The organism is Mucilaginibacter daejeonensis, from assembly GCF_020783335.1.
Classification (GTDB): domain Bacteria; phylum Bacteroidota; class Bacteroidia; order Sphingobacteriales; family Sphingobacteriaceae; genus Mucilaginibacter; species Mucilaginibacter daejeonensis.
The window spans coordinates 1,915,472-1,929,439 of sequence record NZ_CP086068.1 but is presented as its reverse complement, the minus strand read 5'-3'; the positions used below and the strand labels follow the sequence as shown (position 1 = coordinate 1,929,439).

The window sequence follows — 13,968 nt, the reverse complement described above, 5'->3', positions numbered from 1 at the left end:
CCGACCTCATACGTAGCTTAATGGACAGGCATCAGCAGCTTGCCGACCAACGAAAAGTTCAACTCAAACCGGCGTTTCAGGTGTTACACCGATGTAACAAAATTCCCCAACTTTCCCCACTTCCGCGCATTGCAAAACTTGCAAAAACCCAACTTTTTCCAGAAAAAGCATACAAAATATCGAAATGTAACACCAAATGTAACACTTCAACACGCAAATGTAACACTTAGAGCAGGTGGCCGATTGTCGCATTCTACCCATCCACAGGCCTATTACGACACCCCATTACAAATTTGGCGATCGCTCTATTTGATCATCAATGCATACTTTTTGATCACTTCCCAGGTAGTGCGGTCGCTGTCGAAAACCGCATTAAGGCCTTGTTCCTCCTGCGGCGGATCGCCCATCATATCATCACCATCCTTGTGGAACAGTTGGCCGGGTATAGGTCGTGAGGTACCGCCCATAGCCCAAAAGTTAGCTCCGGCTATGATGCCGTTGCTTTGCTTGCTTTTTAAGAGTTCCTCAAATATGGATGCATAATACTTATCTCTGGATGAGGTGGTTGAGCTGATCTCAAAGGAGTGTCGATCGCGTGGCAAACCGAACTCCTCGATCACGATCGGCTTGTTGAGCGCTTTAGCCACCTCCACGTTCTTGTACAGGTAATCTTTGGTGTTCTTGATCACGGTAGGCATCCCCTTCACGATGCTGGTATCGCTAAACCAAAGCCAGTTCTTGGGCCAGATGTGTATGGTCAGGTAGTCGACCTGTGCAGGCGCATGCACCTCCTTTAATAACTCTGTAGATTCTTGCGTGCCAATGCTACCTTCTGTACCCAGGGTTACCAAGTGGTTCTTATCCAACTGTTTGATGTGGGCAGCCATGCTTGAGGTGAACTGTTTGTAGGCCTCCACCGCTTCGGGGCGCATAGGGCGAGGTTCGTTGGCCAATTCCCACGCCATGATGGCCGGGTCTTGCGTATATGGCTTTTTGGTATAGGTATTCACATGCTTAACCACATACTCTAACTGCTTTTTGTAATCCTGCACACAAGGCTCGCAGCTATAGAACCGGCTCGAGTAGCGCTGCAACGTAGGCCAGTCGACCTTGTTCTCGATACTGTCCTTACTCAACTTGCCGTTCCAGATCAGGTACTGCAAAAAGCCGCCGCTCCAATCCCACTCGTTGCTGAGGTAAAGCACGGCGTACATTTTTCGCTTACCCATTTCATAAAGCAGGTAATCCAAGCCTTTCATCACTTCTGGATCAAAGATATTGTGCTTGGGCTGCAGGGCAGGTTTCACACGGTTCACGCCGTTCATCAGGCCTTCGCCCTCTCCACCGGCCAGCACACGCAGGTTTGTGATGCCATTGGCTTTCATCATGTCCAATTCCTTGCGTAACCTGGCTTTACCGACTTCAGGATCTTTAGCAATGGCCAACAAGCCGCCATACCAATAATTAGCCCCTACGAAGTAATAAGGCTTATTGCCCAGCATGAACTGGCCATTCTTAACGGTGATGTGCTGTGCGTGGGTCCGGTCTGTCAATAATAACGACAAGCAAAATGCCAAGGCAATGGGAAGAATACGTTTTAAATGCATGGTGAAAGCAATAAAATGCCAAAGCTAAAAATACCTCGGAGAATCGCCTACATGTATTTTACCCGTTGTGCATTGTAAAAGCCTTGCTATAACCATGACGTGTTCAACGAATAATCGCATATTTACCGCTTACCTGATCAACTTATGAAGAAGTACTTACTCGTTTTTCTCATACTCTTCGGTCTCAGCGCTACGGCGCAGGACAATTACGTAACAGAGACCGACATACCCTACTACGCCGATACGGTCAAGAAAGACCCTTATATGGCGTCACAATGCAAGCTGGATATCTATTATTCAAAGGCCGCTAAGAACGCGCCGACCATCGTATGGTTCCATGGTGGCGGCATAACTGCCGGTAAGAAAGAACTGCCGGCAGCGCTCAAGAACAAAGGTTACATCATTGTTGGGGTCGGCTATCGCTTGTCTCCCACCGCCACCGCTCCTGCATACATCGAAGATGCCGCGGCAGCAATAGCCTGGGTATTCGGTCACGCCAAACAGTACGGCGGTAACACCAAACTGATCTTTATCTCAGGTCATTCGGCCGGTGGCTACTTGGGCATGATGTGTACGTTGAACAAAAAGTACCTGGACAAATACAAGATCGATGCGAATTCCATCGCGGGGCTTATCCCCTTCAGTGGTCAGGCCATCACGCATTTCACCATCCGTAAAGAACGGGGCATTAAAGAGACCCAGCCCACTATTGACGAGTACGCTCCTTTATATTTTGTAAGGCCTGATGCACCTCCCATGTTGCTTATCACCGGCGACCGGGAGATGGAACTATATGGCCGATACGAAGAGAACGCTTACCTATCGCGCATGATGAAACTGGCGGGCCACAAAGCGACCCGCCTCTATGAATTGCAAGGTTTTGACCACGGCGGTATGGCTGAACCGGCGTTCCCGCTTCTTATCAAAGAGGTCAGGATGCTAAGCAAAGCTATCGACGCTGACTAAACGCTGTAAGGCCACACCTACTTGATAACGCAATGATCGGCCTGATCATTGCGTTATTTTTTTCAATGAGAAGGAACTGGTTTGGATATATATTATCAGCGTTTTTGATATCTGTATTGGCAAGTTGCGGTGTGATACGCTCGATGGGACGAGACCCTGAAGGCGACGCATTGACCGCATTGGATAGCTTAGCTAATTACAAGAATGGCGGTTTCCAAAATCAGACCAGCAACCTTGATTCTGCCACTAAACATAAACGCTGGTTATTCCTGAAGACCAAGCCATCCACCATCAGGCCATCTCACCAGTTGCCGTGGGTTAAAACCGACCTCAAAAGTTTAAAAGCAACTGCACCTACTGTTGTATGGTTCGGCCATTCCTCTCTGCTGATCAAGACACAACAAGGGAATGTCCTGATCGATCCGGTATTCAGTGATCATGCGGGACCGATACCGGGCGTCATGACAGCGTTTCCGGGCACTACCCACTACCATGCTAAGGACATGCCGCCTATAGACGTGCTGATCATTTCGCACGATCATTACGATCATCTGGACTATCGAACGCTTAAAAAACTAAAAGACCGCATTAAACTGGCCGTAGTACCTTTAGGTATCGGTTCGGACCTGATATATTGGGGATTTGACCGAAAGAAGATTATCGAACTCAACTGGGACCAGTCGACCACATTGAGCGGCGGACTTGAGATCACCGCCACCCCTGCACAACATAAAAGCAACCGATCATACAGTGCATCGAATAAGACCCTATGGGCGTCTTTCGTGATCCGGTCAGGCAGGTACAAGATCTATTATAGTGGAGATAGTGGCTATAGCTCACATTTTAAGAAGATCGGTGAAAAATACGGCCCATTTGATCTTGCTTTATTGGAATGCGGTCAATACAGCCCTAATTGGCCATGGACCCACTTGCTACTTGGTCAAAGTGCGCAAGCAGCAACAGACCTCAAAGCCGATATGCTACAGCCCATACATTGGGCTAAATTTGAAGAGGCCGATCATCCATGGAATGAGCCGATCAAAAAGCTTTTACCCGCTGCCGAAAAACTTAACATTCAGCTGAACGTACCACGTATCGGTGAACCCTATACACTTGGTAGGCCTCCTAAGACCACAATCTGGTGGGATACTGAAAAGTAGAGGGCCGGTCGGTCATCACTCCTTAAAACTTGATGGCTAATTTTTCGCTTATCAGTTTATCGTTCTTATAGTACTCGTAGACCCATTCTCCATTGGCTTTGTATACCACGCCGCTCACACCTCCATTATTGTAAGCAATAAATTGGTCGGCTTTCGAGGTCTTCAATAAAGTGAGCACTTTCTTTGGCGTAACATCAACCAGTTGGTAACCATTGGTAATAGGCTGAGCGTATAACGTAGTATTTAAGCTGGTCTTGATTTCTGCTTGAGCATTACTTTTATCACTCACCGCCACGGTCTCCGTTGTAGCAACATTGACTGTCGCAGGCTGCTGTGCTATCGTCTCGCCTGGTCCTGCGTATCTGTAAGGCACCTTTTCTAATGAGACAAAGGCATCTTTTAAGGCCATGTTGTATGCTGCACCATAGTCTTTTTCACGGCTACTACCTACCCCACTTTTGAACACAGTCTCACCTCTGCAATCTTTTAAAAGCAAAATTAATTTGGTGGAAAATAACCCGCTATTATTTTGAAGGTCGGCGGTAAGCGCCGCGCATTTATTATTCGCTACATCAGCAGGCAGATCCTTGTTGTCAAGAAAGACAGTAAAACCTTTTTGTTCTAACAGTAGCTTGGTGCTGCTGTTAAGCGCATACTGATCATCGTCTTTTTGAAAAGCGAACCTCTCTGGAACGATCACATACTTATAGTTATTGAGGTTACCTTGCGAATACGCTGAAAGCGTCATCAAGATCATAAAAAGCAGAAGATATCTTTTCATAATGACCAATGTAAGCATCAGTAACTGTCTCCACAATATTTCACTATCAAAATTGATATGGTGACGGAATAAAAACATCGGACATAAAAAAAGCTCTCGATATGAGAGCTTTTTTTATAGTGCGGAAGAAGGGACTCGAACCCCCACGCCTCGCGGCGCCAGATCCTAAGTCTGGTGCGGCTACCAATTACGCCACTTCCGCGCCTTTGGTTATTGAGAGGTGCAAATATAGCGTTATCTCATTAAGTTCAAAAACAAAAAAAGTTATTTATGTTAAGAGTACTGAATATTAACCGATTAAATTTATGGTCAAGTTAAAAAGCGTTCTTATCCCCCCTTACAGTACCCCAAAAGGTAAGGAAAATGATCTTCAGGTCGAGCAGGAAAGACCAGTTCTCAAGGTACCAAACATCAGCTTCAACGCGTTGCAGCATATCCTCGGTGGTCTTGGTCTCACCGCGCAAACCGTTCACCTGTGCCCAGCCGGTAATACCAGGTTTTAAAAAGTGGCGCACCATGAACTGGTCGATCAGTTTTGAATAATCTTCGGTATGTTTCAACATGTGTGGACGCGGACCAACAACGGTCATGTTACCCATTAGCACGTTAAAGAACTGAGGCAGCTCGTCAAGATTGGTTTTACGAAGGAACGCTCCTATTTTGGTGATCCGGGTATCGCCGCGCGTAGCCTGTTTTGCATCTGAGTCGGCATTTACCTTCATGCTTCTGAACTTGTAGCAATTGAACGCTTCATTGTCACGTCCTGAACGTACCTGCACAAAGAATATAGGACCTTTAGAACTCATTTTGATCAGTATAGCCAAAATAGGCATCAACCAACTGAACACAAAAAGTATAATGAACAGAGAGAATAAGATATCGAACAAACGTTTGAAGAAACGATTGAGCATGTTCTCCAATGGCTCGGGCCTGATGGATATCACCGGTATATGCCCGAAGTTTTGTACAAAGGTAGGCTTATGTGTGTAATAGAACTCAGGCACCAACTTGAACCTGATCAGGTTCTTATCGGCATCCATCATCAGCTTTTCTATTTTATCTGATTCCGAATTGGGCAACGTGCAGAATATCTCATCTACGCGGTTATCCTTAACGTACTGGATACATTTATCTGTACCGCCCAAATAAAGGTTATCACTGATAGTGCCGCGGTTGTCATCAAAAAAACCTAAAATCTTATAGCCTCTCTCTGGGTTGTGGGTTACAAAGTTCAACAGATCGTTACCTATACGGCCGCCACCTACGATCACCACCTGCCTGAAATCGGTTAGCAATGCCCGATCGCTGCGGCGTATCGCCAAAAAGATCAACTTCCAGGTGCCCAGCAAAAAGCCGAACATGGCCAGTGAATAGAACAGGTACTGACGCGTGATCGAATAAGCTTTGGTGCCGATAATGATCAATACCGTAAAACAGATCAAGCTTACGAACAGTAGATAGGTCTTGAACACTCCCCTATAGGTTTTAATAGAGTCCTTATTCAGAACTTGTTCGTAAAACCGCGTGATATTGGCTGACAAAAGCCAGATCAGATTGAACACCAGAACGATGGGAAGATAATTGTGGTTGTTAAGCCACATGATGTATGACCGATCGACTATGATATAGGCAATGATCATACTCAGATTTAGAATAACATAATCAACAGAAAGATTGATGGCTTTAATAAAGGTTGCGTATCTGTGACTCATATTATTATAACACCCATAAGCGAAATGCTTATTCAGAATAGTTCGCTAAAATAGCAGATATATTTTAATTTTTAACCAATTATATACTGATCATAACGTTTAAAAACAAGACAGCCGGACACTGCTTCTAGGCTGTTCGGGTCTTGTTTTATCTATATCTAACGCTATGGCTACTGAGATCTCAAAGTCTCTCATCAACCATTTGGCATATGATATGCCCGGTCAAAATATGCATTTCTTGTATACGTGCAGTTATGGTTGAGGGCACTACTAAATTGATGTCACAAAGCGCATTCATTGCACCACCATCGTTACCAGACATGCCTATCACCGCACACTCAAGCTTTTTAGCATACTGCAACCCGCGTAGCACATTTGGGCTATTACCGCTTGTAGATATACCAATAACCACATCCCCTTTTACAGCAAGGCCTTCTACCTGGCGCTCGAACACACGTTCGAAACCATAATCATTACCGATAGCAGTAAGGGCTGATGTATCTGTAGTGAGCGCTATGGCCGGGTATGATCTGCGGTCCTTGACAAATCGTCCAACAAATTCGGCAGCGATATGCTGCGCGTCAGATGCACTTCCCCCGTTGCCGAACAACAGAACCTTGTTGCCACGTGAAAGGCAGTCAAGAATGATGGTACAAACTTGTTCTATCTTACCTGAGAGTACTTCCCTTGTTTGTTGAGCAACTTGTATATGCTCGCCAAAAATATTTTGTATAGATGTATCCATATATGTAGATGTACTAAGAAAGGCGGCTATTTATTTCATTGATGGTTGCAGTTGCACTGCCTACCTTGCTCACCACTACTGCAGCTGCCAAATTAGCGAACTCACATGCTTCGGTCAAGCTAAGTCCTGAAGCTATGGCTACCCCTAACGAAGCCAGTACTGTGTCGCCTGCACCGGTAACATCGATCACTCCTAAAGCCTTCGTCGGGATAACGGTTAACTGATCATTTGTGAAGATAGCAATACCGTCTTCAGATAGCGTAACGATCACACTCTCACATTCGGCCAATTCCTTTAATTTACGGCAAGCATTTTCAAGGCTCTGACGGTCGCTTATGTTGATGCCAGTGGCTAAGCCGGCTTCTTTACGATTAGGTTTGATCAGTGTGGCACCTTTGTATTTGGTAAAATCAAGCCCTTTAGGGTCTACCAGCACGCGCTTGCCTACGTCACGACACATAGTTATCACCTTAGCTAATAAGGAGGTTGTGAGCAAACCTTTGTTATAGTCCGAGATCAGGACAATGTCGTGGTCGTTGAGCATGCCTTGTAGTTTAGCCATGATAGCGTCTTCTACGTCAGCTTCAATAGGCCGGGTAACTTCCCTATCCATCCTGATCAGTTGATGATTTACAGCCAGCACTCGTGATTTGATGGTGGTGCAACGCCCGGGATCATTCACTAACCCCATGCCATCAACACCGTTCTCGGCAAGTAATGATATGACCCGCTCCGCTTCACCATCGTTGCCGGCTACCGATACGATATTACAATTACACGCTAAGGCCTTGATATTCTTGATAACATTACCTGCACCGCCCAACGTATGCGTTTCATGAGTTATCTCAACTACCGGTATCGGTGCCTCAGGAGAAATGCGATTGCAATCGCCATGAACATAATGGTCGATCATCAGATCGCCGATAACTAAAATATTTGCAGAGGTATTGACGTGGTACATTAAGGTAAGTTATGCCAAAGCTAAACGACATGAAACAGCCGCCTAAGTTAAGCGTTTATGCTTGAGGTAAACGCCTCATTATATATTTGGTTTTATCTGTCATGATCATTTATGAGGCCGCTCACTGCGTTACAGATATACTCCTTAGATTATGTTAGTATATTTGCCACCAACACTGCTATGAAGAAACATCAACTTACCCTATTCAAAAAGTTATTTGCAGCCGCAGGCTTAGTTACGTGTGCAGGCAGTGCCCTGGCACAGGCACAGTATCAACCTTATAGCTACCAGTTCTATCAAAAGCTCAGCGATTCGGTCTATTCTACCCGTAACAAGTTCCACAGTTCAATAAAACCATACATTATAGCCGACCCGGTTATACAACCCCGTTACAAAGCATTGATGGAGCTGGGTGTTGATACCTCCGTTAAACATAGCTGGGTGCACCGAAAGCTATTTAACGAGCATTTGATCGACATAAAAAATGATGAATACACCTTTTTTGCCGATTACCTGCCAGACCTTACCATAGGTCGTGACATTAGCGATTCGCGCACCACCTGGCTCAATACGCGTGGCTACCAGATCGGTGGGACCATTGGTAAGAACTTTTACTTTTACACAAGCGGATTTGAGAATCAGGCAGTGTTTGCTAATTATTTTGACACCTATGTTAACCAAACCAGTATGGTTCCCGGCCAAGCATATAATCGTAATTCCATAACATCTAAAACCAAAGATTGGTCTTACGTAACAGCACTACTTTCATACACCGCTAATAAATACATAAATATTGCGGCTGGTTATGATAAAAATTTTATCGGTGATGGTTATCGTTCAATGTTATTATCTGATTTTGGCTCTCCGTATTCATTTTTTAGAATTACCGCAACCGTAGGCGACGTAAAATACCTCGTGATGTGGAATTATATGACAGATAGAAACGCTCCGGTAATAAGCTCGCAATTGGGGCTGCAGAAAAAATGGGGGGTATTTCACTATTTAGATTGGAGCGTTACCAACCGTTTATCGCTGGGCTTTTTTGATTCTATCATTTGGGCAGATAATGATCCCCAAGGAAACAAACGGGGTTTTGATTTTAGTTATGGCCACCCTATCATATTTTTACGACCTGTTGAGGCTGCCAATGGTTCACCTGATAATGCTTTAATAGGCTTTAACGGAAAATATAAACTTACTGACAAAGTAATAGTTTATGGACAATTTGCCCTCGATGAATTTGAAGCAAAAAATTTTTTTTCAGGTAAAGGCAGCTCACGCAACAAGTTTGGGTGGCAAGTGGGGTTGAGAGGGACTAATATTTTTAATATTGCCAAGTTAAACTATTTGCTTGAATACAATGAAGCCAAGCCATATACCTATAGTCAAACAAGCTCTGTTATTGGTTACAGTCATAACAATGAATCATTAGCACACCCATATGGCGCTAATTTTAAAGAGGGCTTGGGTATGCTGAATTATAGTTATAAGCGATTTGACCTTTCAGGTCAATTGACGTACAGCCGTTATGGCCTGGATGTAAATGGTACAAATTGGGGTAAAAACATACTTTTGGACTACCGCACCCAAGAACGTTATGCAGGCCCAATCGAAGATACGTTACCTAATAGCTATTATGCAACGGAGGGTAACTACGTTGGCCAAGGTCTAGCAACCAACCTTTACTATGCAGAAGCCAAAGCTGCGTACTTGTTAAACGCTAAATATAATCTACGTATTGAGCTCGGATTATTATATCGTAAAGAGACCAACGCAATTTATATTAATAACACCAAAATGGTAAGCATTGGTTTACGCAGCACGTTTAGGAATCTATATCAAGATATAACTGGGTTCTAGAAGTGGTCATATCAATAGTGTCAATCACTGACAAATTTATTAGTTGAAATCAGTAAGCTTATGAATTATTAAACGTTTTTTAACCTTTAGTCTTGGAGTATATGTCGAATTATCCTCAGACAGCAACTCAGTCGTAACTTCTGCGTAATCAACATTAATTGTGGTGTTAGGTGCACTTTGTAAGTAAGCAACATATTCCGAGTTAACTATTTTTTTGCATTTTAATGTGCAATTTTTAACACTCATTAATCTTAAGGCAGCACGATAAGTACTTTTTTTGGGTAAAATATCCCCCGAGTTCAACCTTACGTTTTTAATTTCAATGTTATCGAAGGAGTTATCATCACTACCATTGATTATATTAACTCCGTAATAATCATCGTCAAAATTACAAGAACCACCTGCACCATAGGAAGTGTTATTGTTAACACCGGTATTATCAATTAGAATCTTACTGAACTTATTACCTAACGAATAGATAACCTGAGTGTAAGGTGATTTGTTTCCGCAATTATAGAGGCCTCCGCACTGCCATTTATTGACATCGATGCCATTTGCACCTATGTTTATTAACCGAATTTTCTCAAATATATTTTTTGATGCACCTTCCAACTGTAACCCACAGCCAAGCATTTCACGATTTGTACCTTTTACATTAATGTTTTTTAATGTGTTGTAACTCGCACCGTAAATCATATATATACCATGCCTTTTGGTATCAACAATACTTATATCACTAAATTCACCAAACTTACTCCCATTGACTGTAATGCCGTCAATCAAATTCCCTACTACCCCTTTGTTTCCTTTACCAATTATCTTAATTGATTTTATAACAATTTTTTTAGTTGAGCAAAAAGCTGTACGAAATATTGATAGCGCATTTCCTTTTGTGTTGCCTAAAATAAACTCTGCTGTTGACCCACCCAAAATTGTAAACCTTTTATTAGGAAGATTAAATATTACTGGCGCCGCTTCCCATGTATTTTGTATTGAATATTCGGGAGTGACTAAAAACTTTCCTTGGAAATAAAGTGTATCATCGTCTTTCAACAATGTCAATGCTTTTAAAATTGCTTTAGTATCGTTGGCTTTACCATCTGCTTTTGCACCGTAAGCCTTAATATTAAGAAAGCGCGCGTACGATGCATCTAAATTCAAGAAGCACATAACAATTAGTGCAACTATAAATGATAGTATTTTTTTTTGGAACATAAATAAGTTAATCCAAGAACTATAAATTCTTTATTAATTCGCGATAGGACTGGTATGTTAGATAAGCAGCATTTTCCCAGCGGTACTTGTTTAGTATTACAGCTTTTTCCTCGGTTTTAAAGCTTTTAGGGAATTTGATTGTCTGTAGTATCGCATCTGATAATTCATCCACTGACTCAGGATTTATACAAATGGCAAAATCCTTCCCTATTTCGCCAAGTGAGTTTGTATTTGAAGTTATTATATTGTCGTTAAATATAAATGCTTCTAAAATAGGGAAACCAAAACCCTCGTATTTTGATGCAAAAACCATACATGATGCATAATGAAGATGAGCATATAGGTCATCGTAATCTAAAAAGCCGAGATAATTAATTTTATCAGATAAATGTTGTTGCAAAAACTCAAACTCATTTCCCTTCTTTCCAATGAAAATTAAATTATAATCAATTATTTGATCAGCAATTTGTTCATACGCCTTAATTAATTCAGGTATACCTTTGGTTTGTTCGAGTACACCAAAATATAATATATATTTTTTATTGTTAAAATCAACTTTGGTATTGTAATTAAACTGAAATGGCAAATGATTAATACCATTGTAAATAACCTTTATTTTATCGGGCGCTATATGTAACGCATTGACAATTTCATCCTTAGAGAAATTGCTTACAGTAATAATTTTATCGGCTATTGAAGATGAAAGCTTGGTTACCAGTTTGCGATACAGCCTTTGTATTAAGGTGTATTTTTGTCGTATTTTATACTCTGCAATATCATGAATGGTAATCACTGTTGGCACAGCGTTTTTTCTGAAGACAGGTAGTGTATTACAGTAATGCACTAAATCATAGCTATTGCTTAATTGCTTTACAGACTTTATAAGAAAAAAATGACGTTTTAGCTTTGATCTTCCACAGGGTGCACATAAAATATTAACATTAGCAGCAGCTAATTGATCATAATAGTTGCGTTGCCATTGTCCGCATAACAAATCAATTTGCAAATCTTGATTTTTAGCTAGAAACTTCACAATATTAATACAGTACTGCTCAACCCCCCTAACTTTGTCATTATTTGATAATCCGATAAATAGAACCTTCATTATCCTTTATTGCGTTTACTTTTTAAATAAGAATATAAAAATAGCGGATACATTATTAAATAACGCTTCCATAATCGACCAGGTTCACGGAATAAGCGATATAGTGCTCTGACGTTCCATTTGTTAACCAAATCTGGGTAGTAATTTCCTCCTTTACTTTCTACTAGCTGATCCATGTAACCACCGCAAGTAAAACCGGTACCTTTCCAGCCTTTGTTTCGCAAATCTGTTAAAAAGTACTCCTGGTATGGTGTTCCCATCCCCACTATCACTATGTCACTTTTTAAGGCTTCATTTAAGGATTTTCCTCTTTCTTCATTTGAAGCAAAATACCCCGCACAGTTACCTATAATATTAATGGACGGGTTATTCATGCTTATATATTCTTTAGCTGATTTTGTTACTCCCGGAACACCTCCTGCCAAGTAAATACTCTGTTTATGATCACAAGCATATTTAAAAACAATAGGAGCTATAGAAGTATCATCAAAACTATATCTATCGATTTTATCTCCAGTAAAAAAGTTATTAACCTTTACCAATAAAATGCCATCAACAAATATTTTGAATTGAGCAATAGCTTTCGGGTCGGCCTCGCTGAGGAGTTGCCAGGAATATGGATTGGCAAATGTTACATCATGACCTATTAACTCACTTATATTAAATTTGGATTCGAGTTTAAGCACTGCTAATTGATTTATTATTGATCCCTAATAGGATAAAAAAAAGAAAGGAAGCTTTAATAACAAAAATTTGCGGCGATAGAAAAGCTGTAATAAAATATGCAGAACTCATAAACATCATCTCATTTTTAAAAGCTGTTCTTTTATTAAATAAGCCAAAGCTTATAACTCCAACATACAATAAAAAACCAAGAATGCCAATTTGGTTTAATAAATTCAATACCGCGCTTTCGGCATACATGTCGGAGTAATTAAAAGCAAACACACCAGCCGATCCTACGCCATACCCTAGTGGGTTATTTAGAAAATAATCAAGCCCTGTAGTAAATGTTGAATAGTGCCCTACCGCTGATGCATCAGAAAATATAAAAACGATCCTATCAAAATACCTTATCAAAAGCAGGAAAAGTGCTACCACCAAAACAACCTTCACATATGATCTCGTTTTAAAAACTCCATAACTGATTAAAACCGCCAACACGGGCAGTCTTGAAAAGCTCAGGACCATTGCTGAGAAAGTTAGCAATGCAAAAAGATATTTCTTTTTTGATAAAAAAAAAGATAATCCTGGTATTAATAAATAAGACAACAATAGTGGATTTATAGCTAAACCTAACGCGCGTCTGCCAAATACCGAGAAAAAATTGTCTGGCAAACTGCCACTTGATGTAAAGCCGCCCTTAATCGTATCTAAGCTACCGGCCTTAATATTTTCCCAAAAAGAAACGGGCAAGAAAAAATAATCTATAATGGCTGATAATGCTAAAATGATAGTAGCCGTCTCGATACACTTAACCACTTTGTGTAAATATAAACTATCTTTATTAAAGTAATGTCCCATAATACCGCCTAATAAATATAATATTAAAGGCATAAAGATGGCACGACCTTCATACAATACACCAGTTGCCGGAAAAGTTCCTAAACCTATAATAACATATAATAACGCAACTATTATTAACAGAAACCACAATTGCAACTCATATTTTGAGTTCAAAAAGAAATCAATTTTAAACTTTCGGGTAAAAAAAATAATCGCTCCTAAATATATAGCTATAAGAGCTTCCTTAGCTGCAATTACAGGAAATACAAGGCCTATTTGGTTAGTATTTATAAGTGCTAGTAGTACCAGATCCTGTGCTACAAATGCCAGTATCAGCAATATCAAATATC

The 13,968-nt window shown here is 41.2% G+C and carries 12 protein-coding genes and 1 tRNA gene; 3 read left to right on the top strand and 10 right to left on the bottom strand.

Annotated features, from left to right (window positions below; all coding sequences use genetic code 11):
* Positions 1-305 precede the first annotated feature (305 nt).
* Positions 306-1,607, bottom strand: coding sequence for a glycoside hydrolase 5 family protein (locus tag LLH06_RS08260; protein ID WP_228172803.1), 1,302 nt, complete (start codon positions 1,605-1,607; stop codon positions 306-308).
* Positions 1,608-1,751: 144 nt separating this feature from the next.
* On the opposite strand from LLH06_RS08260, the gene LLH06_RS08255 reads away from it, so the two are divergent.
* Positions 1,752-2,573 (top strand): alpha/beta hydrolase, encoded by an 822-nt coding sequence (locus tag LLH06_RS08255; protein ID WP_228172801.1) that lies wholly within the window; start codon positions 1,752-1,754, stop codon positions 2,571-2,573.
* A 65-nt stretch (positions 2,574-2,638) separates the two neighbouring features.
* The gene (locus tag LLH06_RS08250) at positions 2,639-3,733 is read left to right on the top strand and encodes an MBL fold metallo-hydrolase (RefSeq protein WP_228172800.1); all 1,095 of its coding nucleotides are present in this window, start codon (positions 2,639-2,641) and stop codon (positions 3,731-3,733) included.
* A gap of 22 nt (positions 3,734-3,755) precedes the next feature.
* Here the strand turns inward: LLH06_RS08250 and LLH06_RS08245 are convergent, their stop codons facing one another.
* From LLH06_RS08245 to rfaE1, 5 genes are all read right to left on the bottom strand, one after another.
* On the bottom strand, positions 3,756-4,532 hold the full coding sequence (locus LLH06_RS08245) for a hypothetical protein (protein ID WP_228172799.1): 777 nt from the start codon (positions 4,530-4,532) through the stop codon (positions 3,756-3,758).
* Between the two features lie 102 nt (positions 4,533-4,634).
* Positions 4,635-4,716, bottom strand: a tRNA-Leu gene (locus tag LLH06_RS08240).
* A 112-nt stretch (positions 4,717-4,828) separates the two neighbouring features.
* The gene (locus LLH06_RS08235; protein ID WP_228172798.1) at positions 4,829-6,226 is read right to left on the bottom strand and encodes an undecaprenyl-phosphate glucose phosphotransferase; all 1,398 of its coding nucleotides are present in this window, start codon (positions 6,224-6,226) and stop codon (positions 4,829-4,831) included.
* Positions 6,227-6,407: 181 nt separating this feature from the next.
* The gene (locus tag LLH06_RS08230) at positions 6,408-6,971 is read right to left on the bottom strand and encodes a D-sedoheptulose-7-phosphate isomerase (RefSeq protein WP_228172796.1); all 564 of its coding nucleotides are present in this window, start codon (positions 6,969-6,971) and stop codon (positions 6,408-6,410) included.
* Positions 6,972-6,984: 13 nt separating this feature from the next.
* Positions 6,985-7,932, bottom strand: coding sequence for a D-glycero-beta-D-manno-heptose-7-phosphate kinase (gene rfaE1, locus LLH06_RS08225; protein ID WP_228172794.1), 948 nt, complete (start codon positions 7,930-7,932; stop codon positions 6,985-6,987).
* A gap of 180 nt (positions 7,933-8,112) precedes the next feature.
* Between rfaE1 and LLH06_RS08220 the strand changes: the two genes are divergently transcribed.
* On the top strand, positions 8,113-9,792 hold the full coding sequence (locus tag LLH06_RS08220) for a gliding motility protein RemB (RefSeq protein ID WP_228172793.1): 1,680 nt from the start codon (positions 8,113-8,115) through the stop codon (positions 9,790-9,792).
* Positions 9,793-9,831: 39 nt separating this feature from the next.
* Here LLH06_RS08220 and LLH06_RS08215 read toward each other — a convergent pair whose 3' ends face one another.
* Genes LLH06_RS08215 through LLH06_RS08200 form a run of 4 tightly spaced genes read right to left on the bottom strand, consistent with a single transcriptional unit; the run spans position 9,832 to position 13,957 of the window.
* The gene (locus tag LLH06_RS08215) at positions 9,832-11,007 is read right to left on the bottom strand and encodes a glycoside hydrolase family 55 protein (protein WP_228172792.1); all 1,176 of its coding nucleotides are present in this window, start codon (positions 11,005-11,007) and stop codon (positions 9,832-9,834) included.
* 19 nt (positions 11,008-11,026) lie between these two features.
* Positions 11,027-12,112: a glycosyltransferase family 4 protein gene (locus LLH06_RS08210; protein WP_228172791.1), complete on the bottom strand. Its 1,086-nt coding sequence runs from the start codon at positions 12,110-12,112 to the stop codon at positions 11,027-11,029.
* Positions 12,112-12,798 (bottom strand): WecB/TagA/CpsF family glycosyltransferase, encoded by a 687-nt coding sequence (locus tag LLH06_RS08205; protein ID WP_228172790.1) that lies wholly within the window; start codon positions 12,796-12,798, stop codon positions 12,112-12,114. Before LLH06_RS08205 ends, LLH06_RS08210 begins: the two co-directional genes overlap by 1 nt.
* Positions 12,791-13,957 carry a hypothetical protein gene (locus tag LLH06_RS08200; RefSeq protein ID WP_228172789.1) on the bottom strand — a complete coding sequence of 389 codons (1,167 nt, stop codon included), beginning with the start codon at positions 13,955-13,957 and terminating at the stop codon, positions 12,791-12,793. Before LLH06_RS08200 ends, LLH06_RS08205 begins: the two co-directional genes overlap by 8 nt.
* Between the last annotated feature and the right edge of the window lie 11 nt (positions 13,958-13,968).

Bases quoted from the DNA above. Each gene is read 5' to 3' on its own strand.
- LLH06_RS08255 (WP_228172801.1), top strand. From the start codon at position 1,752: ATGAAGAAGTACTTACTCGTTTTTCTCATACTCTTCGGTCTCAGCGCT.
- LLH06_RS08210 (WP_228172791.1), bottom strand. From the start codon at position 12,112: ATGAAGGTTCTATTTATCGGATTATCAAATAATGACAAAGTTAGGGGG.
- LLH06_RS08235 (WP_228172798.1), bottom strand. From the start codon at position 6,226: ATGAGTCACAGATACGCAACCTTTATTAAAGCCATCAATCTTTCTGTT.
- LLH06_RS08260 (WP_228172803.1), bottom strand. From the start codon at position 1,607: ATGCATTTAAAACGTATTCTTCCCATTGCCTTGGCATTTTGCTTGTCG.
- LLH06_RS08230 (WP_228172796.1), bottom strand. From the start codon at position 6,971: ATGGATACATCTATACAAAATATTTTTGGCGAGCATATACAAGTTGCT.
- LLH06_RS08215 (WP_228172792.1), bottom strand. From the start codon at position 11,007: ATGTTCCAAAAAAAAATACTATCATTTATAGTTGCACTAATTGTTATG.
- rfaE1 (WP_228172794.1), bottom strand. From the start codon at position 7,932: ATGTACCACGTCAATACCTCTGCAAATATTTTAGTTATCGGCGATCTG.
- LLH06_RS08220 (WP_228172793.1), top strand. From the start codon at position 8,113: ATGAAGAAACATCAACTTACCCTATTCAAAAAGTTATTTGCAGCCGCA.
- LLH06_RS08250 (WP_228172800.1), top strand. From the start codon at position 2,639: ATGAGAAGGAACTGGTTTGGATATATATTATCAGCGTTTTTGATATCT.
- LLH06_RS08245 (WP_228172799.1), bottom strand. From the start codon at position 4,532: ATGCTTACATTGGTCATTATGAAAAGATATCTTCTGCTTTTTATGATC.